This window comes from Methylobacter sp. Wu1, assembly GCF_036553575.1.
In the GTDB taxonomy this organism is placed as follows: domain Bacteria; phylum Pseudomonadota; class Gammaproteobacteria; order Methylococcales; family Methylomonadaceae; genus Methylobacter.
In genome coordinates, this window is the sequence record NZ_JAZHOC010000076.1 from 36,498 (window position 1) to 58,291 (window position 21,794).

Annotated in this window: 22 protein-coding genes; 15 read left to right on the forward strand and 7 right to left on the reverse strand. The window is 53.0% G+C overall.

Annotated elements, in window-relative coordinates:
- Positions 1–11 precede the first annotated feature (11 nt).
- Positions 12–464, forward strand: a complete 453-nt coding sequence (locus V2P20_RS17725) for a hypothetical protein (protein ID WP_331820652.1) — start codon at positions 12–14, stop codon at positions 462–464.
- A 303-nt stretch (positions 465–767) separates the two neighbouring features.
- On the opposite strand, the gene V2P20_RS17730 is transcribed toward V2P20_RS17725, so the two are convergent.
- Both V2P20_RS17730 and V2P20_RS17735 read right to left on the reverse strand, forming a co-directional pair.
- Positions 768–1,346, reverse strand: a complete 579-nt coding sequence (locus V2P20_RS17730; RefSeq protein ID WP_331820654.1) for an ANTAR domain-containing protein — start codon at positions 1,344–1,346, stop codon at positions 768–770.
- 2 nt (positions 1,347–1,348) lie between these two features.
- Entirely contained in the window at positions 1,349–2,827 is a 1,479-nt protein-coding gene (locus V2P20_RS17735; protein ID WP_331820656.1) for an MFS transporter, read from the reverse strand.
- 536 nt (positions 2,828–3,363) lie between these two features.
- Between V2P20_RS17735 and nirB the strand changes: the two genes are divergently transcribed.
- The 7 genes from nirB to V2P20_RS17770 all read left to right on the forward strand — a co-directional run bounded on the left by nirB (position 3,364) and on the right by V2P20_RS17770 (position 13,731).
- A complete protein-coding gene (gene nirB, locus V2P20_RS17740) occupies positions 3,364–5,904 on the forward strand; it encodes a nitrite reductase large subunit NirB (protein ID WP_331820658.1) in 2,541 nt (846 codons plus the stop codon).
- Positions 5,901–6,236, forward strand: a complete 336-nt coding sequence (nirD, locus tag V2P20_RS17745; RefSeq protein WP_331820660.1) for a nitrite reductase small subunit NirD — start codon at positions 5,901–5,903, stop codon at positions 6,234–6,236. The genes nirB and nirD overlap by 4 nt, the downstream gene beginning before the upstream one ends.
- Before the next feature lie 28 nt (positions 6,237–6,264).
- Positions 6,265–7,494 carry an FAD-dependent oxidoreductase gene (locus V2P20_RS17750; protein WP_331820662.1) on the forward strand — a complete coding sequence of 410 codons (1,230 nt, stop codon included), beginning with the start codon at positions 6,265–6,267 and terminating at the stop codon, positions 7,492–7,494.
- Complete coding sequence (locus V2P20_RS17755; protein WP_331820664.1) at positions 7,491–10,148, forward strand: molybdopterin-dependent oxidoreductase; 2,658 nt, start codon at positions 7,491–7,493, stop codon at positions 10,146–10,148. The genes V2P20_RS17750 and V2P20_RS17755 overlap by 4 nt, the downstream gene beginning before the upstream one ends.
- Positions 10,149–10,660: 512 nt before the next feature.
- Positions 10,661–11,299: a retropepsin-like aspartic protease gene (locus V2P20_RS17760; protein WP_331820666.1), complete on the forward strand. Its 639-nt coding sequence runs from the start codon at positions 10,661–10,663 to the stop codon at positions 11,297–11,299.
- Positions 11,300–11,427: 128 nt separating this feature from the next.
- Positions 11,428–12,822, forward strand: a complete 1,395-nt coding sequence (locus V2P20_RS17765; RefSeq protein ID WP_331820668.1) for a diguanylate cyclase — start codon at positions 11,428–11,430, stop codon at positions 12,820–12,822.
- 345 nt (positions 12,823–13,167) lie between these two features.
- On the forward strand, positions 13,168–13,731 hold the full coding sequence (locus V2P20_RS17770; protein WP_331820670.1) for a lipid-binding SYLF domain-containing protein: 564 nt from the start codon (positions 13,168–13,170) through the stop codon (positions 13,729–13,731).
- On the opposite strand, the gene V2P20_RS17775 is transcribed toward V2P20_RS17770, so the two are convergent.
- The 3 genes from V2P20_RS17775 to V2P20_RS17785 are packed head-to-tail and all read right to left on the reverse strand — an operon-like array spanning position 13,721 to position 14,693.
- On the reverse strand, positions 13,721–14,032 hold the full coding sequence (locus V2P20_RS17775; RefSeq protein ID WP_331820672.1) for a hypothetical protein: 312 nt from the start codon (positions 14,030–14,032) through the stop codon (positions 13,721–13,723). The two genes, V2P20_RS17770 and V2P20_RS17775, sit on opposite strands and share 11 nt — an antisense overlap.
- A complete protein-coding gene (locus V2P20_RS17780) occupies positions 14,001–14,288 on the reverse strand; it encodes a glycine zipper domain-containing protein (RefSeq protein WP_331820674.1) in 288 nt (95 codons plus the stop codon). The genes V2P20_RS17775 and V2P20_RS17780 overlap by 32 nt, the downstream gene beginning before the upstream one ends.
- A gap of 12 nt (positions 14,289–14,300) precedes the next feature.
- Entirely contained in the window at positions 14,301–14,693 is a 393-nt protein-coding gene (locus V2P20_RS17785; RefSeq protein WP_331820676.1) for a Rap1a/Tai family immunity protein, read from the reverse strand.
- A gap of 296 nt (positions 14,694–14,989) precedes the next feature.
- Here V2P20_RS17785 and V2P20_RS17790 point away from each other — a divergent pair, with 296 nt between their 5' ends.
- The 7 genes from V2P20_RS17790 (at position 14,990) to V2P20_RS17820 (ending at position 18,605) form a co-directional block, all read left to right on the forward strand.
- Complete coding sequence (locus V2P20_RS17790) at positions 14,990–15,301, forward strand: hypothetical protein (RefSeq protein ID WP_331820678.1); 312 nt, start codon at positions 14,990–14,992, stop codon at positions 15,299–15,301.
- A 299-nt stretch (positions 15,302–15,600) separates the two neighbouring features.
- On the forward strand, positions 15,601–16,032 hold the full coding sequence (locus V2P20_RS17795) for a hypothetical protein (RefSeq protein WP_331820680.1): 432 nt from the start codon (positions 15,601–15,603) through the stop codon (positions 16,030–16,032).
- Between the two features lie 21 nt (positions 16,033–16,053).
- Entirely contained in the window at positions 16,054–16,344 is a 291-nt protein-coding gene (locus tag V2P20_RS17800) for a DUF1330 domain-containing protein (protein ID WP_331820682.1), read from the forward strand.
- Between the two features lie 134 nt (positions 16,345–16,478).
- Positions 16,479–16,961, forward strand: coding sequence for a hypothetical protein (locus V2P20_RS17805; protein WP_331820684.1), 483 nt, complete (start codon positions 16,479–16,481; stop codon positions 16,959–16,961).
- A gap of 120 nt (positions 16,962–17,081) precedes the next feature.
- On the forward strand, positions 17,082–17,357 hold the full coding sequence (locus V2P20_RS17810) for a PBPRA1643 family SWIM/SEC-C metal-binding motif protein (protein WP_331820686.1): 276 nt from the start codon (positions 17,082–17,084) through the stop codon (positions 17,355–17,357).
- 386 nt (positions 17,358–17,743) lie between these two features.
- Positions 17,744–18,304, forward strand: a complete 561-nt coding sequence (locus V2P20_RS17815) for a hypothetical protein (RefSeq protein ID WP_331820688.1) — start codon at positions 17,744–17,746, stop codon at positions 18,302–18,304.
- Between the two features lie 148 nt (positions 18,305–18,452).
- Positions 18,453–18,605: a hypothetical protein gene (locus V2P20_RS17820; RefSeq protein WP_331820690.1), complete on the forward strand. Its 153-nt coding sequence runs from the start codon at positions 18,453–18,455 to the stop codon at positions 18,603–18,605.
- A gap of 1,203 nt (positions 18,606–19,808) precedes the next feature.
- Here the strand turns inward: V2P20_RS17820 and V2P20_RS17825 are convergent.
- On the reverse strand, positions 19,809–20,873 hold the full coding sequence (locus V2P20_RS17825) for a hypothetical protein (RefSeq protein WP_331820692.1): 1,065 nt from the start codon (positions 20,871–20,873) through the stop codon (positions 19,809–19,811).
- 72 nt (positions 20,874–20,945) lie between these two features.
- Positions 20,946–21,746: a methyltransferase domain-containing protein gene (locus V2P20_RS17830; protein WP_331820694.1), complete on the reverse strand. Its 801-nt coding sequence runs from the start codon at positions 21,744–21,746 to the stop codon at positions 20,946–20,948.
- Positions 21,747–21,794 lie beyond the last annotated feature (48 nt).

Below are 21,794 nucleotides of genomic sequence, written 5' to 3' on the forward strand. Positions count from 1 at the left end.
GGAATATGGACATGGCACCAAGAGTATTTATTTGTTTTTTTTTAGTAATTTTGTTGTCTGCCTGCACGACTTCGGCCATCGCCGCTGATGAGGACTTACAACAATTCTGGAATCAATTTCGTCAGGCTGTCGAAAAAAACGACAAAACCAGAGTTGCCGAAATGACTCAGTTCCCCTTGGAAACACGAGGGCCCGCGGATTTCGATCGAGTAATTCCGGTTGGTCGAGACAAGTTTGTAAAGGAAGTCTACGACAAAGCCATGGATCAGCTTGAGGATGCGGTCGTCGTCGACGGAAAAGTTATTTATAAGAATCTGCGGGAAGCAATCCTGGAGAAAACCACGCTGGCCCCCAACGACCAACAAACCGCCGATTTTGCTTTCATTTTATCCATGCATTTCAAGCGTATCGGTGGCATCTGGAAACTTAGCCGAATATACTTTGATGAACCATTAGAGGAATGACACGGACGGAACGGCGATCATCATTACTTTGAAAACCGTCACAATTCACGCACAACAGTTAAGATCGGCTCGGGGTGACGGGATTGCGCCCGTCACCTCTGCCACACCACCGGACATGGGGTTTTCCGCATCTAGCGGTTGAATCTGGCGACTCAGGCGGTCGCTCAAGTGGGACGGAGTTTTTAACTCCGTCCCAAATATTTCTGCAATGTTTGAGTTCAGAAGCTTCGCTAAACCAACGCCAAACGTTTGGACAGGGCAACATGCCCTGTCCAGCCACATTGAATTGGCGCATCAGAATGGCTATCTGAACAGTTCGGCCATCGCGATGACGTTCTTGGCCATGTCACCCAGCGACATCTTGCGATCCATCGCCAGTTTGCGTAAAGCGCGATAAGCCTCGTCTTCACTATAGCCTTGGGACTTGATCAGAATCGCCTTGGCGCGATCGATGTGCTTGCGGTCTTCCAGTTGGGTTTTGGTTTTTTTCAATTCCTCTTTCAAGGCCTGCTGTTCCTTGAAGCGGGCGATGGCGATTTCAACGATGGACTTGATCCGTTTGGGCTCCAGTCCATCGACAATATAGGCGCTGACGCCGGCTTTGATCACTTTATTGATGGTATCGGTCTGCTGGTCCTCGGCAAACATCACGACCGGTATCGAATGGTTTTGGTTGATGTCCAGCACCATTTTCAGAACCTTGTCGCCGGGCGAATAAAGGTTCAGTACGGCCACATCGGGCTGCAGGCTGTTTATTACCTCCAACAGGTTCAGCGCCTGCAGTCTCAAGGTTGCCGCTTCATAGCCATGCTGCCGCAGGCTTTTTTCCAGCAGGCGTTCGTTGTCGAATTCCTCGATAATCAGGACTTTGGGCTTCGTCATAGCTATTCCAGCTCAATCTTGACAATAGAGCCGTCCGGCATGATCTCGGTAATGAAATTGCGCGGTTCGTCGAGATATCGCACCAGGCCCACCAGTGAAAGAGAGCAGCCGCCCAGCAGCAGGAAAAAGCCGGCGGGCGACAGGACGGTCAGCAGAATCAGAAAAATGATGGCGCCGGCATTGCCGTAGGCGCCGACGATGCCGGCCACTTCGCCGGTGATCGCCCGCCTGACCAGCGGCACGAAAGCAAAGATGGCGCCCTCGGCGGCCTGCATGAAAACCGCGCAGATCAAGGTTGCCAGCACGGCCGATGCGATCGACCATTGCGGCGTGATCAGAGCCATCAGCAAATAGCCGCCGGTCAACCCAACGCTGAATAGCGCCAGCGACAACTTGCGGCCGATCTGGTCGCTCAGCCAGCCGCCGGCCGGGCGGGCGATCACGTTGGTGATCACAAAGCTGGAAGCCAGCAAACCTGCATCCAGCATGGACAGATCCTGCGTGCCGTTGAACGTATTGAAAAAGAATATCGGCAGCATCGACAATACCGCCAGTTTGGAACCGAAGGTGATCAGGTAGGCAATGGCCAGAACGAAGACCTGCCGGTAGCGGTAATGATGGATACTCGGTATCGGCCGGCTCAGGCGCTCGGCGTTGGTTTGAACCAATTGCCAGGCGTGAACCAGAAAGACGGCCAGGATAAACAGATGCATCACTATGGCCCAGCCCGGCGACAGGATCGGGCTGGCCGGCGACGACAGCTTCCAGGTCAGCAATGATAAGGCGGCATACAAGGGCAGCAGGCTGAGAATGTACAGAAACAAATCCTCGATGCTGGTGACTTCCATAGTCGACGCGCGTTTGCTCTTCAATCCGGCCAGTTCGACGGGCAGGTTTTCGACGTTGCGGTAATAAACAATCGAATACGCCAGGGCGATCAGGCCGGTCAGCGCGATCGCGTAGCGCCAGCCTTTTTCCTCGCCAAAATAAAACGCCAGCCCAGGCAGCACGATGGCGGCGAAGGCCGAGCCGAAATTGCCCCAGCCCGCGTAAATGCCCTCGGCAGTGCCCATCTGGCTGGACGGAAACCAGTCGCCGATGATGCGCACGCCGACCACGAAACCCGCACCGATAAAGCCCAGCAAAAATCTCGCCCAGGCCAGTTCGGCGAAATTTTCCGCCAGCGCGAACATGAAGCACGGCACGCTGCACACCGCCAGCAACACACTGTAACTGATCCTGGCGCCGAAGTGGTCTACGACCATGCCGATGATGACCCGCGCGGGAATAGTCAGGGCCACGTTCAGCAATAGAATGATTTCCACCTCGCCGTCGCTGATGCCCAGTTCCCGCTGGATCAGCACCATCAGCGGCGCGTGGTTGAACCAGATGACAAAACTGATGAAAAAAGCCATCCAGCTCATATGCAGAATTTTGGTTTTGCCGCGCATGGGCAGCAGCTTGAATGATGCGATTGGCATGGTTTGGGTCCGGTTTCGTAATTGTCGGTATCTGCCCTGAGATAAAAATCGACGCGATTAAGGGCAGCTGGTTTCACGTCAAGCAGGTTACATGCCAGCTATGAATCCTCGCGGGAGCGAGGCCTGCATCGCGACTTGCGGCGGTCTTTAGTCGCGACGTAGGCTCGCTCCCACAATTTAAAACAAGCCAATTATTGATCGCCATCCCTGCCTCACGAGGCGAACCACGATGGTGCTTAATGCCGGCAAATTTGCATTATTTAGGTGCAATCAACGCCGCCGGCGTGCAGGGGGCATTCATTCAGCCGTCGAATTTACTGAAATTTGCTGTTTGGCATCGATATTGCTTCTGTCAGATTAGAAGTCTCCTTGAACGTTATTTTTGTGTTTTTGTTATGGACAAAGGCGTCCTGTTTGCATGATCCGTCATGTATAGCAGGTCGCCTTTTTTTTTTGGACCAAAAATGTTCAGGCAAGCCAGCGGGACTTGGCGCCCAAACCGGGCGGAAGACGCAACATAAGCTATAGAGGTGCACATGAACAACAAACAAACCCTGGTTGTCATCGGTAACGGCATGGTCGGGCAGTATTTCCTGGCCGAACTGGTCAGCAGCGCTGCGAAAGACCGCTACCGGATCGTGACTTTCTGCGAAGAACCCAGACCGGCTTACGATCGGGTGCATCTGTCGGACTATTTTGCCGGCAAGAGCGCCGAGGATCTGTCTTTGGTTGAGGACGGTTTCTTCCAGAATAACGCGATCACGCTTCATTTGAATGACAAAGTGGTCAGCATTGACCGGCAGCGCAAGCAGGTGCTTTCGGCCAACGGCGTGACAGTCGACTATGACAAACTGGTGCTGGCCACCGGCTCCTGTCCGTTCGTGCCGCCCGTGCCGGGGAATGGACGCGCCCAGTGCCTGGTGTATCGCACGATCGAGGACCTGGAAGCCATTACCGCCGCCGCCAAACAATCGAAAGTAGGCGCGGTGATCGGCGGCGGCCTGCTGGGGCTGGAAGCGGCGAAAGCCTTGCGGGATCTGGGGTTGGAAACCCATGTCGTCGAATTCGCGCCGCGGCTGATGGCCGTGCAGCTCGATGAAAACGGCGGGAGATTACTGAAACGCAAGATCGAGGACCTGGGCGTGACAGTCCATCTCAACAAGAATACGACGCTAATCAAGGACGGCGAGCAATGTCTGCACAAAATGCATTTCGCCGACGGCGAGAGCCTGGAAACCGACATCGTGCTGTTTTCCGCCGGCATACGGCCGCGCGACGGCATTGCCCGCGCCTGCGGCCTGGATGTGGGGGTGCGCGGCGGCATCGTCATCGATAACCATTGCCGGACGTCGGACGACGATATTTACGCGATCGGCGAGTGCGCGTCATGGAACGGCCAGATTTTCGGCCTCGTGGCGCCGGGCTACAGCATGGCGCGCAGCGTGGCCGCGCATTTGTCCGGCCGGGAACAGCCCTTCACCGGCGCAGACATGAGCACCAAACTGAAACTGATGGGCGTCGATGTCGCCAGCATCGGCGATGCGCATGCCCAGACTCCCGGCGCCTTGGTTTACACGTATCAGGACGGCCGCGCCGATATCTACAAGCGGCTGGTGGTCAGCGCCGACAGCAAACACTTGCTGGGCGCGGTGCTGGTCGGCGACGCCGACGGTTACAGCACCTTGCTGCAGTATTGCCTGAACGGCATCGAACTGCCGGAAAACCCGGACGCCTTGATTTTGCCGTCGCGCTCCGGGCAACCGGCGGGGCTGGGGCCGGATGCCTTGCCCGAGTCGGCGCAAATCTGCTCCTGCTATGCCGTTTCCAAAGGCGATGTCTGCAACGCCATTGCCGGCGGCTGCGCTACGGTGCCGGCCCTGAAGGCCGAAACCAAAGCCGGCACCGGCTGCGGCGGCTGCGGCGCGTTGTTGAAATCGGTGCTGGACTGCGAGCTGAAAAAGGCCGGTGTCGAAATCAATACCGACATCTGCGAGCACTTCCCGTACACCCGCCAGGACTTGTACAACCTGATCCGGGTCGGCCGGATCAAAACCTTCGCCGAGCTGCTGGACCAGCACGGCCGCGGCCTGGGCTGCGAAGTCTGCAAGCAGGCGGTCGGCTCGATTCTGGCTTCCTACTGGAATGAATATGTTCTGGAAAAGCCGCATATCGGTCTGCAGGATACCAATGACGCTTTTCTGGCCAATATACAGAAAGACGGCACTTACTCGATCGTGCCGCGCATCCCCGGCGGGGAGATCACGCCGGATGGCCTGATCATACTGGGGAAGGTGGCAAAGAAATACGGTTTGTACACCAAAATCACCGGCGGTCAGCGCGTCGATCTGTTCGGCGCCCGTGTCGAGCAACTGCCGGTGATCTGGAAAGAGCTGATCGATGCCGGCTTCGAGTCCGGCCATGCTTACGGCAAATCCCTGCGCACGGTTAAATCCTGCGTCGGCAGTACCTGGTGCCGTTACGGTGTCAATGACAGTGTCGGGCTGGCGATAGCCCTGGAAAACCGCTACAAGGGCCTGCGCGCACCGCACAAGATCAAGTTCGCGGTTTCCGGCTGCACCCGCGAGTGCGCCGAAGCCCAGAGCAAGGACATCGGCGTTATCGCCACCGAAGGCGGCTGGAGTCTGTATGTCTGCGGCAACGGCGGCATGAAGCCGCGCCATGCCGATCTGTTCGCCACTAATCTGAGTAAGGAAGATCTGATCAGGCTCATCGACCGTGTGCTGATTTTTTACGTGCGCACGGCCGATCGCCTGCAGCGCACGTCCGTGTGGCTGGAAAACCTGGAAGGCGGCCTGGATTACCTGAAATCTGTGGTCATCGACGACAAGCTGGGGCTGTGCGACGAACTGGAGCGGCAGATGCAGCACATTATCGGCAGCTATCAATGCGAATGGAAAACCACGCTGCAAGACGAAAACAGCCTGAAGCGCTTTCAGCACTTCATCAACAGCGATGAGGCCGATGACCATATCGTGCATGTCGAAGAGCGCGGCCAGAAGCGTCCGGCCCAACCGCATGAACGTCGTCATTTTCAACTGATCGAGGAGGTCGCATGAGCAATTGGATCGATGTGTGTACATTGGATGATCTGCAGCCGGACTCCGGCATCTGTGCGCTGGTGGCAGGCAGACAGGTCGCCTTGTTTTATCTGGCCAGAATTCAGGAAATCTATGCAGTCGCCAATTTTGATCCGATCGGCAAAGCCAACGTCCTGTCGCGCGGCATGATCGGCGATCTGGGCGGCGAGCCGATGCTGGCATCGCCGCTGTACAAACAGCACTACAGCCTGAAAACCGGCGCCTGTTTCGAAAATGACGCGATCAGAATCGCTACTTATCCGGTGCGGGTCATCGAAGACCGCGTGGCGGTAAAAATGGCGGACGAGTGAGTTATTAAACACAGATTGGGGACTCGACATGAAAAAACAACGCTTAGTGGTAATCGGCAACGGCATGGCCGGGATACGCACGGTGGAGGAATTGCTGTTGGCGGCGCCGGATCAGTACGACATTACTGTTTTCGGCGCCGAACCCTACGGCAATTACAACCGCGTCATGTTGTCGTCCGTGTTGAGCGGCGAGAAAACCCTGGAGGAGATCGTCACGCATGACCGCCAATGGTATGCCGACCGTGGCATCCGCCTGCATGCCGGCCCCGATAAGGCCGTGGTGCGGATCGAGCGCGGCCTGCGCAAAGTGTTGGCCCGGGACGGCACTGTGGCCGAGTATGACCGTCTGTTGATCGCCACCGGCTCGAAGCCGGTGGTGCCCGATATCCCCGGCGCCGACCTGAGCGGCGTGATCACTTTCAGGGATATCTTCGATGTCAACACCATGCTGGCATACAGCAAAAAGCATAAAAAGGCCGCGGTACTGGGCGGCGGGTTGCTGGGCCTGGAGGCTGCCAATGGGCTTGCGGTACAGGGCATGCAGGTGACGGTGATCCATAACAACGACGTGCTGCTCAACCGGCAAATGGATAGGCAGGCAGGCGATATGCTGCAAACGGCGCTGGAACGGCGGGGGCTGCAATTCAAAATGGCCGCCCAGGTCAGCGAGCTGGCCGGCGACGATACGGGCCATATTCAAGCCGTGCGTTTTACGGACGGCAGCGAACTGGCGTGCGATCTGTTCGTTCTGGCCATCGGCGTGCAGCCCAATATCGCTTTGGCCAGGCAGGCCGGGCTTTATTGCGAGCGCGGCATCGTTGTCAACGACACGCTGCAAACCTACGATCCCTGCATTTATGCGGTAGGCGAATGTATCCAGCACCGAGGCGACACATTCGGCTTGGTGGCGCCGCTGTTTGAGCAGGCCAAAGTCTGCGCCAACCATCTCAGCAGGCACGGCATGGCCGGATACGTCAATCTGCCGACCGCTACCCGGCTCAAGGTGACCGGCATCAACCTGTTCTCCGTAGGCGATATTCAGGGTGACGGGCAACAGTGCGAAACCATCCGTTTCAGCGATCCGTCTTCAGGCATTTACAAGAAACTGGTGATCCGGGACAACAAATTGCGCGGCGCAGTGCTGTATGAGGATACAATTGACGGCAGCTGGTACCAGGAACTGCTGGAGCAGGAGGCAGATATTTCAGGTATCAGAGAACAACTGATTTTTGGCAAAGGGCTTATGGCAACCTTATGACTGAATACGTGAAGACAACGTGCCCTTACTGCGGCGTCGGTTGCGGCATCGAGGCCGGCGTAGACGAGATCAAGCATCTGCTGAACATCCGGGGCGACAAAACGCATCCGGCCAATTTCGGCCGCCTGTGCTCGAAGGGGTCGGCCCTGGGCGATACGGTCGGGCTGAAAGGCCGTCTGCTGCATCCCGAAGTCTACGGCCAGCGCAGCAGTTGGCCGGATGCGCTGGATCGGGTCGCCGGATCGTTCCGCGACACCATCGCCCGATACGGCGCCGATGCCGTAGCCATCTACGCCTCGGGACAGCTATTGACCGAAGACTATTATGTCGCCAACAAACTGATGAAAGGCTTTATCGGCAGCGCCAATATCGACACCAACAGCCGCCTGTGTATGTCCTCGTCGGTGTCCGGGCATAAACGCGCGTTCGGCACCGATACCGTCCCCGGATGTTATGAGGATTTCGAGCTGGCCGAGATGATCGTGCTGGTCGGCTCCAATGCCGCTTGGTGCCATCCGGTGATTTTCCAGCGCATCCGGGCCGCCAAAACGGCCAATCCGCAGCTGAAGATCGTCGTCATCGATCCGCGCCGAACCGGCAGCTGCGATATTGCCGACCTGCATTTGCCGATCGCCGGCGGCAGCGATGCCATACTGTTCAATGGCTTGCTGCAGTATTTGCAGCAACGGCACGCCATTGATCGGCGCTATATCGAAGCGCATACCGAAGGTTTCGCGGCTGCCCTGAATGCGGCGGCGGCCAGCAGTCAATCGATAGAGCAGGTGGCCGAAGCCTGCCGTCTGCCTGCGGCAGACGTGCGGACTTTCTACCGCTGGTTTGCCGGGCATGACAAAGTGATGAGCCTCTACAGCCAGGGCGTCAATCAATCTTCATCCGGTACCGACAAGGTCAACAGCATCATCAACTGCCATCTGGCGACCGGCCGGATCGGCAAGCCAGGCATGGGCCCGTTTTCGCTGACCGGCCAGCCCAATGCCATGGGCGGGCGCGAAGTCGGCGGTTTGGCGAATCAGCTGGCTGCCCACATGGATTTTTCCAATCCGGCCGATATCGACAGGGTGGCACGGTTCTGGGGAAGCCCGACGATTGCCGGCAAGCCCGGCTTATCGGCAGTTGAACTATTCGATGCGATTTACGACGGCAAGGTCAAGGCCGTCTGGATCATGGGCACCAATCCTGTGGTCAGCCTGCCCAATGCCGACAAGGTCAGACAGGCGTTGCGGCAATGTCCGTTTGTGGTGGTTTCCGACTGCATTGCCGATACCGACACCGCCAAGCTGGCGCACGTTCTGCTGCCGGCGCAAGGCTGGAGCGAAAAAGACGGCACGGTCACCAATTCCGAGCGGCGCATTTCCCGGCAGCGGACCCTGTTTGCGCCGGCAGGCGATGCCCAGCCCGACTGGTGGATCATTACCCAGGTAGCGCGGCGCTTGGGTTTCGGGCAAGCCTTTCCCTATCAAAGTCCGGTCGAGATTTTCCGCGAGCATGCGGCATTGTCAGGCTTCGAAAACGACAGTCGGCACGGACTGCGCGATTTCGATATTTCCGCTTTAGCCGATATCAGCGCGGGCGAGTACGACAATCTGCAACCGACACAATGGCCGGTGAACCAGGCTAATCCTTACGGCCGGGCGAGAATGTTTGATGACAGCCGCTTTTTTAATGCAGCGGGCAAGGCGCAGTTTGTCGCCATCACACCCAGGCCGCCGGCCAATTCACCGAATAAAGATTACCCTTTAGTATTGAACACCGGCCGTCTGCGCGATCAATGGCATACCATGACCCGCACCGGGCTGGCCGCCAGACTGAATCAGCACAAACCGGAAGTCTTTGTCGACGTGCATCCGCTGGATGCCGCGCGTCATGGCCTGTTGCAGGACAGTCTGGCCTTGCTTGAGAGCGCCTGGGGTTCGATGATAGCCCGTGTCCAGGTTACATCCGATCAGCAGCCGGGCAGCCTGTTCGTGCCGATGCACTGGTCGGAACAGTTTGCCAGCCGCGGCCGCGTGGGGGCGCTGGTCAACCCGGCGATCGATCCTGTTTCCAGGCAACCGGAAAGCAAGCACACGCCGGTGCGTATTTCATCGTATCGGGCCGCCTGGCATGGCTTTATCCTGTCGCGGCGCGAACTGGCTTTCAACGATGTCGAGTACTGGGCGAAAAGCAAGGGCGAATCATTCTATCGTTACGAACTGGCCGGAAACACGCTGCCGCCAAGCTGGCCGGACTGGGCGAGAGCCAGGCTAGGGGGCAGCGGGCAAATTCCCGATTGGCAGGAATACCACGATTCCGGCCTGGGGCATTACCGGGCGGCGCGGATCATCGATGACAGCCTGGAAAGCGTGCTCGTCATCTCGCCCCATCACCATCTCCCCGAGCGCAACTGGCTGGCCAGCCTGTTCGATAAGGATTTTCTGGAACAATCGGACAGGAAAGCGCTGTTGACCGGCATGCCGCCCCAAGGCGTACCGGATTGCGGCAACATCGTTTGTGTCTGCTTCAATGTCGGCGAAAAAACCATCCGGTCTGCCATTCAAGAGCAGGGCCTGAAGACGGTCCGGGATATCGGCAACTGCTTGAAAGCGGGCACCAACTGCGGATCTTGTCTGCCCGAGATTAAAGCGCTCTTGTAGAAATCTCCCGTTTTTTGCCTGCTAGGGCCAAAATAAAATGGGGTTGAAGGCCAAAACGCGAAGAGCCAATAACTGTATAAGTATTTGCACGTATTCACAATTATTGGCTTGACGCTTATTCTTTTTTTGATCCGGATAAAGAAAAAGTAATAAGAAAGCGTTGCTTTTTTAACCGTCGATACAAAACGCGTGTAGGAGGAGGCGCCAGAGGAGAGAGGAACTCTGGCGGTTATGGTCTCGGCAGTTTTAATGTCGGTTTGAATTCTGCATGCTTATCCGGATCCTTATTTCTACAGTTCGTTGGATCATCTCTTTTATAACTGTATCTTGGGGGAAAAGACCTCTTTTCCCCCATTTTTCAGTATCGAAATTAGTGGGATTCACCTGTGTACTTAAGCTCTTTGACACTAAGGTTCCATGACGATATTTACCGAATCATCCGCTGCCTTCTTTCTGCCGGAATGCGCCTGCGCTTCATAAGCCTTTTTTTTCTGATCACGACCGCTTTCTGCATGCAAGCGAAGGCTGTCGAAGAGGGTGACGACTTATATAGTCAAATTCAATCACTGCAAGAACGCCTGAATATTCAAGTAACCGGATTGGAAAAAGTAGGCAACGAGCTGAAAGTCAGGGTGAGCGGCAGTTTGGAGCAGCAGCTCCAGCAGGCCCTGGCGGCCTACAATCATGTCATCAGCCGAAATGCCAAAGGCCAGATCGAGCAGGTCGTCATTATCAATAAAAAGCAGAAAACCGGCGCCGACCGCATCGTTTTGCCGACACGTTATCAAGACGGGCATTTTCTGGTATCCGTATCCATCTCGGGCAACGGCTCAGTATGGCAGACGCTAGACATGATGATCGATACCGGCGCCGATTTGATGGTATTGCCGCAGTCCATGATCAATGCGCTGGGCATGACTGACGAAAAATTAACCCGTCATGAAATGCAAACGGCGAACGGCAAAGTGAATGCCCAGGTGGGTACATTGCAGGAAGTCAGAATAGCGGGAGAAACCCTGGAAAATGTCGATGCGGCTTTTATCGACGACTCTCTTTTAGGGAATACTCGTTTGTTAGGAATGAGCGTTTTAGGGCGGTATAAGCTGGTCATTGATGATCAAACCAAATTGATTACCCTGTTTAAAAAATGAGGTGGTCAATTGTGTAACGGCATAGAATATTGGCGAGCCGACAGTTTCTAAACTGATCAGTAATAATTTATACGGCATTGTTTTTGCTTGTGGTTAATTATTTAGCGGGTAAAAGCCAGGAGCTGGAAGTGAAAAAAATAGTAGATGTGGTTCACGCGCAATTACCCCCTTCCTTGAATCAGGGAATTTTTATGCGCATAACCAATGAGTCTGAATTTGATGGCCAGGAAGCTGATGAATTGAAACAAAGCTTAGAAAGTTTGACTCGGGTGCTGGAGGGAAGCCAATTGGGTTTTTGGGATTGGAATATCGCCACTAACGAAGTCAAGCGCAATGCTATCTGGGCTGAAATGCTCGGATTCGAGTTTGATGATATAGAGTTTACTACGCAACAGTGGACGGACTTTGTTCATCCGGATGACAGGGGCCGGGCCTGGGCATCGATTAATGCTGTCCTTGAAGGGCGTGCGGCGGAGCACGAACTCATGTATCGCATGAAAACCAAGGCGGGAAGTTATAAATGGATTCTTGATCGCGCGCGCATTGTCCAGCGCGATGGAGACGGCAAACCATTGCGCATGAGCGGAACCCACACTGACGTAGACAAGCTCAAAAAAACTGAAGATGCGCTGCATGCAAGCGAGAGACGATTCCGGGGCATATTTGAAAATGCGGGCGTCGGCATCGCGCAGGTATCCCTGGATGGGACGTTCCAGTTTGTCAATGATACGTATTGCCGTATTACTGGCTATAGCCGGGAAGAATTATTAAACGTCAAAAAAAGCTTCCAGCAAATCACAGTTTCAGACGATTTGGAAACCGATTTGCTGTTGATGGATAGGCTGGTTAACGGTTTGGACAGCAGTTACAACCTTGAAAAACGTTATATCCGTAAAGACGGATCAATTGCCTGGGTGCACTTATCCGTATCCCTGTTAAAAGATGCTGATGAGCGGCCAATGGGCCTGATCAGCGCGGTACAGGACATTACAAGATTGAAAAAGCTTCAGGAAGAGCTCGAGCTCCAAGCGCGAATTGATTATTTAACAGGGGTTCCCAATCGCCGGTATTTCATGGAACTTGCTGAGCTTGAAATGGCAAGGATGCAGCGCTATGCCAATACGCTGGCGGTCATCATGGTTGACATTGATTTCTTCAAGAACGTCAATGACAAATATGGGCATAAAGCGGGCGATATTGTCTTGCAAGGAATAGCGCGCATCATGAAAGGAGAGCTTCGGGAAGTGGATGTGCTGGGCCGGATCGGCGGGGAAGAGTTTGCTATCTTGCTTACCCAGACAGACAGACAACGCGCAATCGAAGTCGCTGACCGTCTGCAAAAAAACGTCGCCCGCTCCGATATCGTTCTGGAGGACGGCTTGGTATTGCATACTACTATCTCAATCGGCATTGCTGTTTTCAGTAGAGAGCAGGATAGTATAGAGGCGCTGCTTAATAGAGCCGATAGAGGTCTTTATCTGGCAAAAGCGATGGGTCGCAATACATTCAAGATCTGTGATTGACAAACAGGGAAATAAATATTTCTGCTGATTTTTTCCATAGCTGGACGGGACAGGCTGTCCCGTTCGGAATGTTTGGCGATGATTAACTGCAGCCGCTTAGCGAGTCTCATAGAAACGTTGGGGCGGGGCTACAAGCGTCGCCCCGCTGCGCTGTTTTAGTATGACGTGTAGGGGCGAATTCACTTGTGCCCCTGGCGGGTATTCGCACTGCCAGCGCTGTCAATTAATGACAGGCATCGCGCAGCCCTTTCACTGAACGAACTGCTGTCTCAGTTGACAAAGAAGTTGTAAGTGGCGAATGCATCACCATCCGATGCAATCTTCTGAAACGAAAGGAGTACGCACATGAAACCGACACTAATGCTCAACTTGTTGCTGATTTTCGTTTTGACTCTGGCCGGCTGTGAATCCACCGGCGATAAGAAAACCGATATAACGGATGCGGTTCAGATCGACCGCGATGTGGATGCCGCCCTGGCAAGGCTCTACGAAACCACGCCTTCTGCCAAACTGCTGGCGTCCAAGGCGAAGGGAATCCTGGTGTTTCCTAATATCGTCAAGGCCGGCTTCATCGGCGGCGCTCAGTACGGGAAAGGCGCTTTGCGCAAGAGAGGCCGGACGGCGGGTTATTACAATATCGTGGCCGGCTCATTCGGCCTTCAGGCCGGGGTGCAGTCGTTCGACTATGCTTTGTTCTTCATGAACGATGAAGCGCTTGCCTATCTCGACCGTAGCGAGGGATTTGAACTCGGCATAGGTCCGACAGTGGCTGTCCTGGACGCAGGCGCGGCGGGAAATCTGAGCACCACGACTCTCAAGGATGATGTCTATGCATTCATATTCGGGCAGAGAGGGTTGATGGCAGGCATTAATCTGGAAGGGTCAAAGATCACCAGGGTCAATCCGTAACCGGTGATGACAGATGATAACGCGATAGGATGCGATTCCTGTTGTAACGGCATCCTGCCGCGCCGGTTTTATAGACTTGATTTGCACATCCTGCTTTTCTTTCATCGATAGAAGCTGGGAACGAGGCAATCTGAAGCAAAAGAGAAGAAACTGTATTAAAACCTGTGGGGGCGACTTCAGTCGCCCATTCAGATAAAAGGCGACTACCAACAGTAGGCGCTTTAGGCGAAGCCGCCCCCACAGGCATGTTTGCGCAAGTCCTGATAGATTTAATAATGCGGCGGTTGTTGTTGTAGGGCATCCCTTTGTCCTTGTTGATAGGCCCTTTGTTCTGATTCTTTGTGTTTGCCATACAAATAACCGCCCGCGGTGCCGGCAGCAGCGCCAATGGCAGCGCCCAGGCCGGCATTGCCTGCCATCGCACCGATGGCGGCGCCGGCGGCAGAACCGCCTAATCCGCCGGTTAAAGAGCGTTGCTGAGTATCCGACATGCCGGTGCAACTTGCCAAGTTGATAGCGGCTAATATCGCTATGACTAAAATTAACAATCTTTTCATGTCGTATCCCCTTTAGTAAGCTTTTTTACATGGCCATTTTTCGGTTAGAAATCTGAATTCCGTTTCGACCGGCATTTCGCTCATGTATTCGGGGTGCTGCTGAGCCCATGAGACAAACATGTCGATTACCTCATTGCGCGAGGGCTTAGGCTCCGGCGCACAGAGCATCTTCAGTTCCCGTTTATCTGCCGTTGAGGCCTGATAATAATGAAAAGCGCCGACCAGATAACCGTGGCAAAAATGGATGGCGTCCCGATAATGGGGGTCTTGCGGCGAAGCCGTACAGAGATTGATCAAATTTTGTGTCTTCTTGGCTACGAAATCATCCTCGGTAACGCCGGCATTTGCCGCGCCAATGGTAAATACAGCAAGCAACAAGAGGGGAATTGGATGTTTGAGTTGCATATGTCATTCCTCGTTTTTTATTCTGTTAGCGGGAAATAAATTCTCTACAACAGGGAGAAGCGCCTTATGAATAGGGTGCCATATTGATATGGAGAAGCGTCTCGTTCCTTTTCGTAACGTATGTTTACGCCATTTCTCTCCCCTCTCATACTGTCCATAGCAAACGTCTGTCTTATGCAATATATTGGATAAGATTGTGAATATATTGTTCCAAGGGCACTGGATCTGACATGGAATTCGCAGGAACCGGTTCACTTGGATCGCGCAGAGTCCGGGGGTGGGCAGCACCGTTGCAAATGTTGGGATCTTGTATGGCGCAGTGGGAATGGGCCGTTACCGAATCCCGCTTGGACAGTCAATCGACGATACCATCGGCACGGCGCTCGGTTACCAGAGGTTTCTCGGGCATCGACAGTCAGCTTATCTTTGAAGTCGGCGCCCACACGAGCGCCAAAAGCGAGAAAGAGAAAGGCGCGGTAGGTATTGGCACACGCTATCAGCGCACTATCGGCAGGCACCATGTACTGTGTCTGGATTCCTTTGTGGCCGGGCGGGAAAGGGAGGCGGTTTTTTATGGCTTGCGTACAGAGCAGATGGTTAAATTCTGAGGAGATTGATGATGAGAGAATTTGCAAAAGTGTGAATTTGCAAAAGTTTGGACTTGATCAGATAACTTGCAAAGTTAGTCCTTGATTAAATTAGAAATTGAATGGTGAAAATCGACCCGTTGTGGTCTATCGCTCCATATGATTCAATGGCAGCAATTTGATCATTACCGGTCATTATTACTTATCATCAATGATATATGGAAAGGAAAAATCATATGCTGATCAAGAAATTATCGTGTAGAAGAGCATTTTCCGATAGATGTACGGTTAACTATTTAATACCTTATTAGGCAACAAATATGAACATTTACGCGTTTGCGGTCGGTGTCGTCATAGCAGTTTTTGTTGTGTTACGGTTTAGAGCAAGAAGATTGGAAAATACGAGTTGGGCGTATCCTATTTTTCTCGCCACCTTCCCAGTTTATTACTGGGTCTTTGCCGTGTATGCTTCCGATTACACGGCATTACTCAATGAGCTTTTGGTAGGTGTGGCCTTTATAGCCATTGCCTATGTTGCCTACAAATTCAAGTCATTTATCGCTTTGCAGCTGCTGGCCATCGGCTATGTCGCACATGCCGCTTATGATTTCTATCACAATGCGTTCTTTTTCAACGCCGGTGTTCCCACGTGGTGGCCAGAATTTTGTGGGTCAGTTGATGTTCTTATTGGGGGCTATGTTGCATATTTGTCATTTTCATTGCGCAGGCAGCAGCTATTGCCTAACAAATAAGCAGACTACATTAGGAGCATTATGAAAGGGTATCTGATACTGGATTTATCAATTACAGATTTTGACGGGTTCAAAGAATATATTGAAAAAATTCCAGGTTTTATTGAGAAGCATGGCGGTCGTTATGTTGTGCAGGGAGTTGTACCAGAAGTAATGGAAGGTGATTGGAAACCTGAGAGGATGGTGGTTCTTGAGTTCCCTACGCCGATAAAAGCCAAGGAATTTCTTCAGGACCCAGAGGCGCGGTTGCTGTTTGCAATTCGCCATAAAACAACAAACAGTAAGCTCATTTTAGTTGAAGGTTGCGCTTAATCGTGTCGACCATAATGCATAACCATGCGCTGCACCGGACAAGCCGGTGAGCGCGACGTTATGCTTCATAAACAAAAAAACAGGAGAACCACAGTGTCTTGGGCAACTCACATTAGCATGAACTCCCGATTCCAATGAACGCTCAGCAACGAGTAAAAAGCTGGCTTTTGCCGATAGGAGTGCAGCGTTTTGTTACCACCTGCTTATTAAACCTTGCTTCTATGGAAGGATTGCAATTTATTTCAGAAATGGTGGAACGTTTTGAGGCAGTCGATTCAGATCTGGAAAATGATGCTTGCCCTTTTAATCCTTACCAAAAAGTGCTAATAAATCCCGAACAGCTTGATCAATTAATTAAGGATATTGATCGGTTGTTTTTATGGTGTAACGATAATATCTCTGAAACTACCCAGGTTTTTAGAGATGAAGGTTATGCCGAAGAGCTAATAAGGAAAGATATGGCGCAAGCCGCTGATTTCACTAATTATCACTACGAGAGCGATGCATCATGCGGACCTGATTTCCTGTTTAGCGCACTTAAAGCAATGCAAGATATCTTCAGATTCGCCAAAGACAATAACATGCCTGTTACCTATGAGAACTTGGCGGAATGTTAAATGTCGTAGAGTTGCCCTTTCGCATAACCCGGCGCTCAAGCCGACCCGCTTCCGCTACGCTCCATCGGTCGGCTTAGCTTTTCGTTAGCACTAAAGATCAACCAAGCACATAGAATTAAAATGGCAAAACTAGGAACAGAGAAACGACCAATAATCGTTCGTGTACATTCTGAAGAAAAAGCAAGATATGTTGCTGAAACATGTGCGGAACATGGGTGGCACTATATCATTGGGTTTGAATCAGATAAACCTGAAGACATATCGGATTTGGAGAAAAAGTTGAATCCTACTTCGCCTTCAGTATCCGAAAAGGTTGGAAGAAATGAGTCTTGTCCCTGTGGTAGTGGAAAGAAATATAAGAAATGCTGTGGTGGTTCCGGTGCGTTGTTGGCCTGAGTTTTGTGCTAACCAGCGGGTCAACTTGACCGGCAAAAGCTACGCTCCTATCGTCGCTACGCTTTCGCCGTCAAGTTACCCTTATCGTTAGGCTGCATTGCTGATAGGTTGCGGCAATGAAAAGCAGCTAAATGCAACAACCTAATTACTGAAAGAGGGGTTACACAATGAAGTCTACTATCTGTACTACGCTCGTCAGTGTATGTTTTCTACTTCGGAGAGTCGGGGGTGAGTTGTGGCCGGAATGTTTTCCGGAAACAGACCCGAGCAAAACCTACACGGGTCCCGATTTCAAAAGCATGTCGTCGCCGCGACCGCTATTTTGCGACCGCGCGTGGCAGAACTCCACGCATCGCTCATCCCCTCAGCAAAAGGGAGTATGCGCGATGCGCCTCAAGACCATATTCGCACTCACGGCTGTGCTTGCCCTGCCGACCACTTTGTCGGCGGCCGGACTCGACAATTTCTATGGCGTGAACATGGCGGCCTGCGTTCCGACGGGCCAGACGTCCGCCCGCTCGGTCCTGTTCAATTCGGCCGGCGACGCGTCGTTCCGCGACGGGGGGTTCGGCGAGATCATCCTGACCTGCGCCATCCCGAACACGCTCAGCCGGATCACCAAGATGACGGTCAGGTACAAGGATGACGGGGTCCCCGGTGCGGGTTCGCAAGTCGTGACCGCGCTGAGGCAAAAGAGATATGTTTTCAACGGGATTAGTGAGGGCGTGGACTCCGCTCCCTCGACGATTGCCGAGGCAGATAGCAATGCTTTCGTCCCTCCAGTCATCTCTCCGCAGGGGTACAGGGACCACCAAAAGAATGTTCTCCCGACCAACGGGACGCTGACCTTCGATCACCGCCGGTTCTTCTATTACCTACAGGTCAACATGCGCCGGCCGGCCGGCACCACCGGCCCAGTCACCGTGGCGTACGTCACGCTGTTCTAGACGCGGTTGCCGACGCGGAGTGAATGAGCAGCCGCACCTGCATGCCCAGGCATGCAGGTGCGGCTGCTCCCGCTCGGTAGCGCTGTCCAATTGACTTCTGGCCTCCGCTGCCGCCTTCTTGCCTGCCAAAGGCGAAAGGGGACAACTCATGCCGCAATTCATCGTCAACCCGAACCGCTTCGATCCCTACAAGAACTTCAAGTTCTGGGTGAAATGGGATGGCCACGAAGTCGCCGGCGTGTCGATGGTCAGCGCATTGAAACGCACCAACGAGGTGGTCGAACACCGCGAGAGGAATTAAAGGGGCCAGGGTCGAATTAAATGCAAATTAGGTGATCCAGATGACCGTCAATGGTTTTATATTGGACGTATACTACAAGGATGCGTCAGGAAATGACCATACCTTTTTGCTCGATGTGAATTGTAAGTCGATGATGTGGACTCTTTTCGACGTTAGGTTGAACCTCGAACTTGGGGGAAACACGGTCCTCCAGGGATTAACGTTCCCTCGTCACTTGGGGCGATCACCGGAACGGCTTTCTGGCTCAACGGGCAGAACACAATCTGCTTCGCCTTAAGGGATTTTTTGAGTATACCTTTCTATTCGTCCAAGTACCAACAAGGCCACAGCGGAACAGGCATTTTCGTGAATGCACCTCCGGCATACACGCTCAGCAGTAATAATCTGCTATGGGTAGTCGGTACAGCCTAGTTCTATGGGTTGAAACACCTCAAACTCGCGTGGAACAAGAGAAGATAGTCGGGCTTCCGGCCCGCGCCCGGTTAGCGTTGACGTTGAATGGCTGCTTTCTGGCTTTTGCCTACCATTCCCTTGAAATTTTTGATCGTCTCTTTTTGGCACATTAGAGTCAATCACGATTACCAAAACCAACCCATTCATACCTTTTACTTCTGCCTCGCTTTCGTATATAGAAAAAACCAGGCTACAACGAATGCGATAATTATCAATACAATTAAAACAGGATCTACGATATAGGTTAGTAGATAAAAGGCAACAATTAACAGAAGAACATATCCTAAAATTTGGCCCATTTGAACCTCAAAAGTTGGATAGAAATCACTAATCTAACCTTGGTTACGGTTCAAAAATACAACATTTCAACTGAGATACAATTCGACTAAATACTTATAGACTCTGTTGCCTTAAATTCATTTTTTAACTGGGCTTTTCTATACATACCATTACTGAAAACCCAGAGCCTGAGCGGTTAATGGTAAATCCAACGCCAAACTACGCTGTATTTTTATCAGGCATGCAATTGTGAAAAACCGAGCTTGCAGTCCGCTTCTGGCTGAACTACATCAGTCAATCGATAGACAAAAACCGATCCTCTACTGCCATCGCGTTACCCTGGTTGAATCGCGGCAGTTAAACCAGGACAGCCCCGCACGTTCCGGCTTGTTTCAGGCCGGAACGTTCAGTTGCCAAAGAGTTTATCGATAGGCAAAAAATTAAGCGGGCCCTTGTAGCTGAACGGTGCAGCTAGTTGGAGCCGTCGATTTTTGTCTTATTTTTGGCAAGCAGGTTGGGCGGCGGTCCGATGGGATCGAAATTCTTGAGTAAAGGCACATCGTCTTTGTTGACCCACATGACATCCATATCATAAGAACCCTGCGGCCCCCAGCCGCCGAAAAATTTCTTGCCATCGGGCGTGAAGGACCAGCACATGTCTTCGCCAGCCGTATTGATGGTGTCGCCCAGGTTCAAAGGCTCCTGCCACTCGCCCTTGGGATTCTGATAGGAAATCCATTCATCATGTCCGCCCCGCGAGCCGTGATCCGGGCGCATGCTGGTAATGATGATGCTCTTGCCGTCCTTCGACAGTCCCGTCCAGTGCAGATGATCCCGGTAAGGGGAGTTGATTCTGGGCCCCAGGCTCTGAGGTTTCTGCCAAACGCCATTTTTCTTTTCGACTTTCCAGATGTCGCTGTCCTGGGTGACGCCCGGTTGCTGGTAGCTGAAGTAAATCAGGCTGTCCGAAGCGATGATCGGACAATGTTCCTCGCCAGTCGGCGTATTGAGGTGCGGCAGTTCCGGCACGTCGTTCCAGTTTCGGGCCGGCTGCCAGACACCGTCAACTTTTTGCGTCACGTAAAGTTCGCCGGTAGACAGATTACCCGGTTCGTAGCGCGTAAAATAAATGGCGTTACCGTCATCCGAGAGGCTCGGTTCAAGCTCCCAGGCAGCTGTATTGATGTTCGGCCCCACCGTTGGGTCAATGCCGGGCCCCAGATGAATGGGGGTTTGCCAGACGCCATTTACGTTGTGCGACATCCAGATGTCGAAACTGTAGGGATTCCCTTTTGACTCGATGACGCCTGGTCGGGTTGAGACGAAAATGACCGTTTTGCCGTCGGCGCTATAGGTCAGCTCAAATTCCGAGGCCGATGAGTTTATCGGCTCACCCAGGCTTTTCGCTAGAGACGGCGCTTTCGCGTTTTCACTGGCCGGCATATCCATGCCCGGCATCGCGTACGGCGCGTTCTGGGCCAAAAGGAGTGTCAACGCCCCTAAACAGTAATTAGGGCTAAAGGATTTTGTTTTCATACACTGCACGTAGTTATTAGGGTTGGATCAATCGAATCAGAATGTTTTTTCGATCGGCTAACATCGATATATTCAGGCCTTGCGCTTTTCTGTCTCAAACAGTATCGCCTGCATCGGGTAGCGCATCGGGCTTGAGCCGAACTCTTTTTTAAAGGCGTCAGCCATCTCCTTCACAATCTCCTCAGGGTCGACGCCGCCACGGTCCCTGATTTCAAAGATCACCGGCGTGTATACCAGGGCCCGCGCGAAAGCCGTCACATCGAGAATATCGTATTCGTGGCGTTGAACGGAAATGACTACAGGATCAAAGCCGATGTGAATCAACTGTTCCTTGAGCGGATCGATTTGGTGGCAGGAAACCGGATCGAATAGAAACCGGGGGGTGTCCGACGGAAAGTATTGCTTGAGGACTTCGAAGCTCAAGCTGGCGAAGGGATTGTAGCGTTCGGAGTCCCAGACGCGGAACAGGTAGCGGCCGTTGGGCTTCAAGGTCCGGTAAACCTCGCGAAAGCCTTTTTCCCGGTCAAAGAACATAATCCCGAATTGGCAGACTACGGCATCGAAGGCTTCGTCATCGAATGGCAGCGCGGTAGCGTCGGCGTTCTGGAAAATGACTTGTTCATCGGGAAGAAACTTTGAGCGAGCCATATCCATCATGGAATCGCTGATGTCGATCGCGGTCAGGCGGGCCTGTTTAGAAAGCAGATTACGCAGATGCCGGGTCACGATGCCGGTGCCGGCGGCAATTTCCAGCACATCCATCGGCGATTGTTCGGCGACGCGTCTTGCGGTATCGGCACCATAATGCTCGAATAGTACCGGCCCAAGATCACGGTCATACGGAATAACGACATCATCAACATAGCCCGCCATAGTAATTTTCCTCGATTAAATCTGAACACAAACGCGGCCTTCAGGCGC

Bases quoted from the DNA above. Each gene is read 5' to 3' on its own strand.
- V2P20_RS17785 (WP_331820676.1), bottom strand. From the start codon at position 14,693: ATGCAACTCAAACATCCAATTCCCCTCTTGTTGCTTGCTGTATTTACC.
- V2P20_RS17735 (WP_331820656.1), bottom strand. From the start codon at position 2,827: ATGCCAATCGCATCATTCAAGCTGCTGCCCATGCGCGGCAAAACCAAA.
- V2P20_RS17775 (WP_331820672.1), bottom strand. From the start codon at position 14,032: ATGCCCTACAACAACAACCGCCGCATTATTAAATCTATCAGGACTTGC.
- V2P20_RS17780 (WP_331820674.1), bottom strand. From the start codon at position 14,288: ATGAAAAGATTGTTAATTTTAGTCATAGCGATATTAGCCGCTATCAAC.
- V2P20_RS17725 (WP_331820652.1), top strand. From the start codon at position 12: ATGGCACCAAGAGTATTTATTTGTTTTTTTTTAGTAATTTTGTTGTCT.
- V2P20_RS17815 (WP_331820688.1), top strand. From the start codon at position 17,744: ATGCGCCTCAAGACCATATTCGCACTCACGGCTGTGCTTGCCCTGCCG.
- V2P20_RS17770 (WP_331820670.1), top strand. From the start codon at position 13,168: ATGAAACCGACACTAATGCTCAACTTGTTGCTGATTTTCGTTTTGACT.
- nirB (WP_331820658.1), top strand. From the start codon at position 3,364: ATGAACAACAAACAAACCCTGGTTGTCATCGGTAACGGCATGGTCGGG.
- V2P20_RS17755 (WP_331820664.1), top strand. From the start codon at position 7,491: ATGACTGAATACGTGAAGACAACGTGCCCTTACTGCGGCGTCGGTTGC.
- nirD (WP_331820660.1), top strand. From the start codon at position 5,901: ATGAGCAATTGGATCGATGTGTGTACATTGGATGATCTGCAGCCGGAC.
- V2P20_RS17805 (WP_331820684.1), top strand. From the start codon at position 16,479: ATGAACGCTCAGCAACGAGTAAAAAGCTGGCTTTTGCCGATAGGAGTG.
- V2P20_RS17820 (WP_331820690.1), top strand. From the start codon at position 18,453: ATGCCGCAATTCATCGTCAACCCGAACCGCTTCGATCCCTACAAGAAC.
- V2P20_RS17830 (WP_331820694.1), bottom strand. From the start codon at position 21,746: ATGGCGGGCTATGTTGATGATGTCGTTATTCCGTATGACCGTGATCTT.
- V2P20_RS17760 (WP_331820666.1), top strand. From the start codon at position 10,661: ATGCAAGCGAAGGCTGTCGAAGAGGGTGACGACTTATATAGTCAAATT.
- V2P20_RS17825 (WP_331820692.1), bottom strand. From the start codon at position 20,873: ATGAAAACAAAATCCTTTAGCCCTAATTACTGTTTAGGGGCGTTGACA.
- V2P20_RS17750 (WP_331820662.1), top strand. From the start codon at position 6,265: ATGAAAAAACAACGCTTAGTGGTAATCGGCAACGGCATGGCCGGGATA.
- V2P20_RS17800 (WP_331820682.1), top strand. From the start codon at position 16,054: ATGAAAGGGTATCTGATACTGGATTTATCAATTACAGATTTTGACGGG.
- V2P20_RS17730 (WP_331820654.1), bottom strand. From the start codon at position 1,346: ATGACGAAGCCCAAAGTCCTGATTATCGAGGAATTCGACAACGAACGC.
- V2P20_RS17810 (WP_331820686.1), top strand. From the start codon at position 17,082: ATGGCAAAACTAGGAACAGAGAAACGACCAATAATCGTTCGTGTACAT.
- V2P20_RS17795 (WP_331820680.1), top strand. From the start codon at position 15,601: ATGAACATTTACGCGTTTGCGGTCGGTGTCGTCATAGCAGTTTTTGTT.
- V2P20_RS17790 (WP_331820678.1), top strand. From the start codon at position 14,990: ATGTTGGGATCTTGTATGGCGCAGTGGGAATGGGCCGTTACCGAATCC.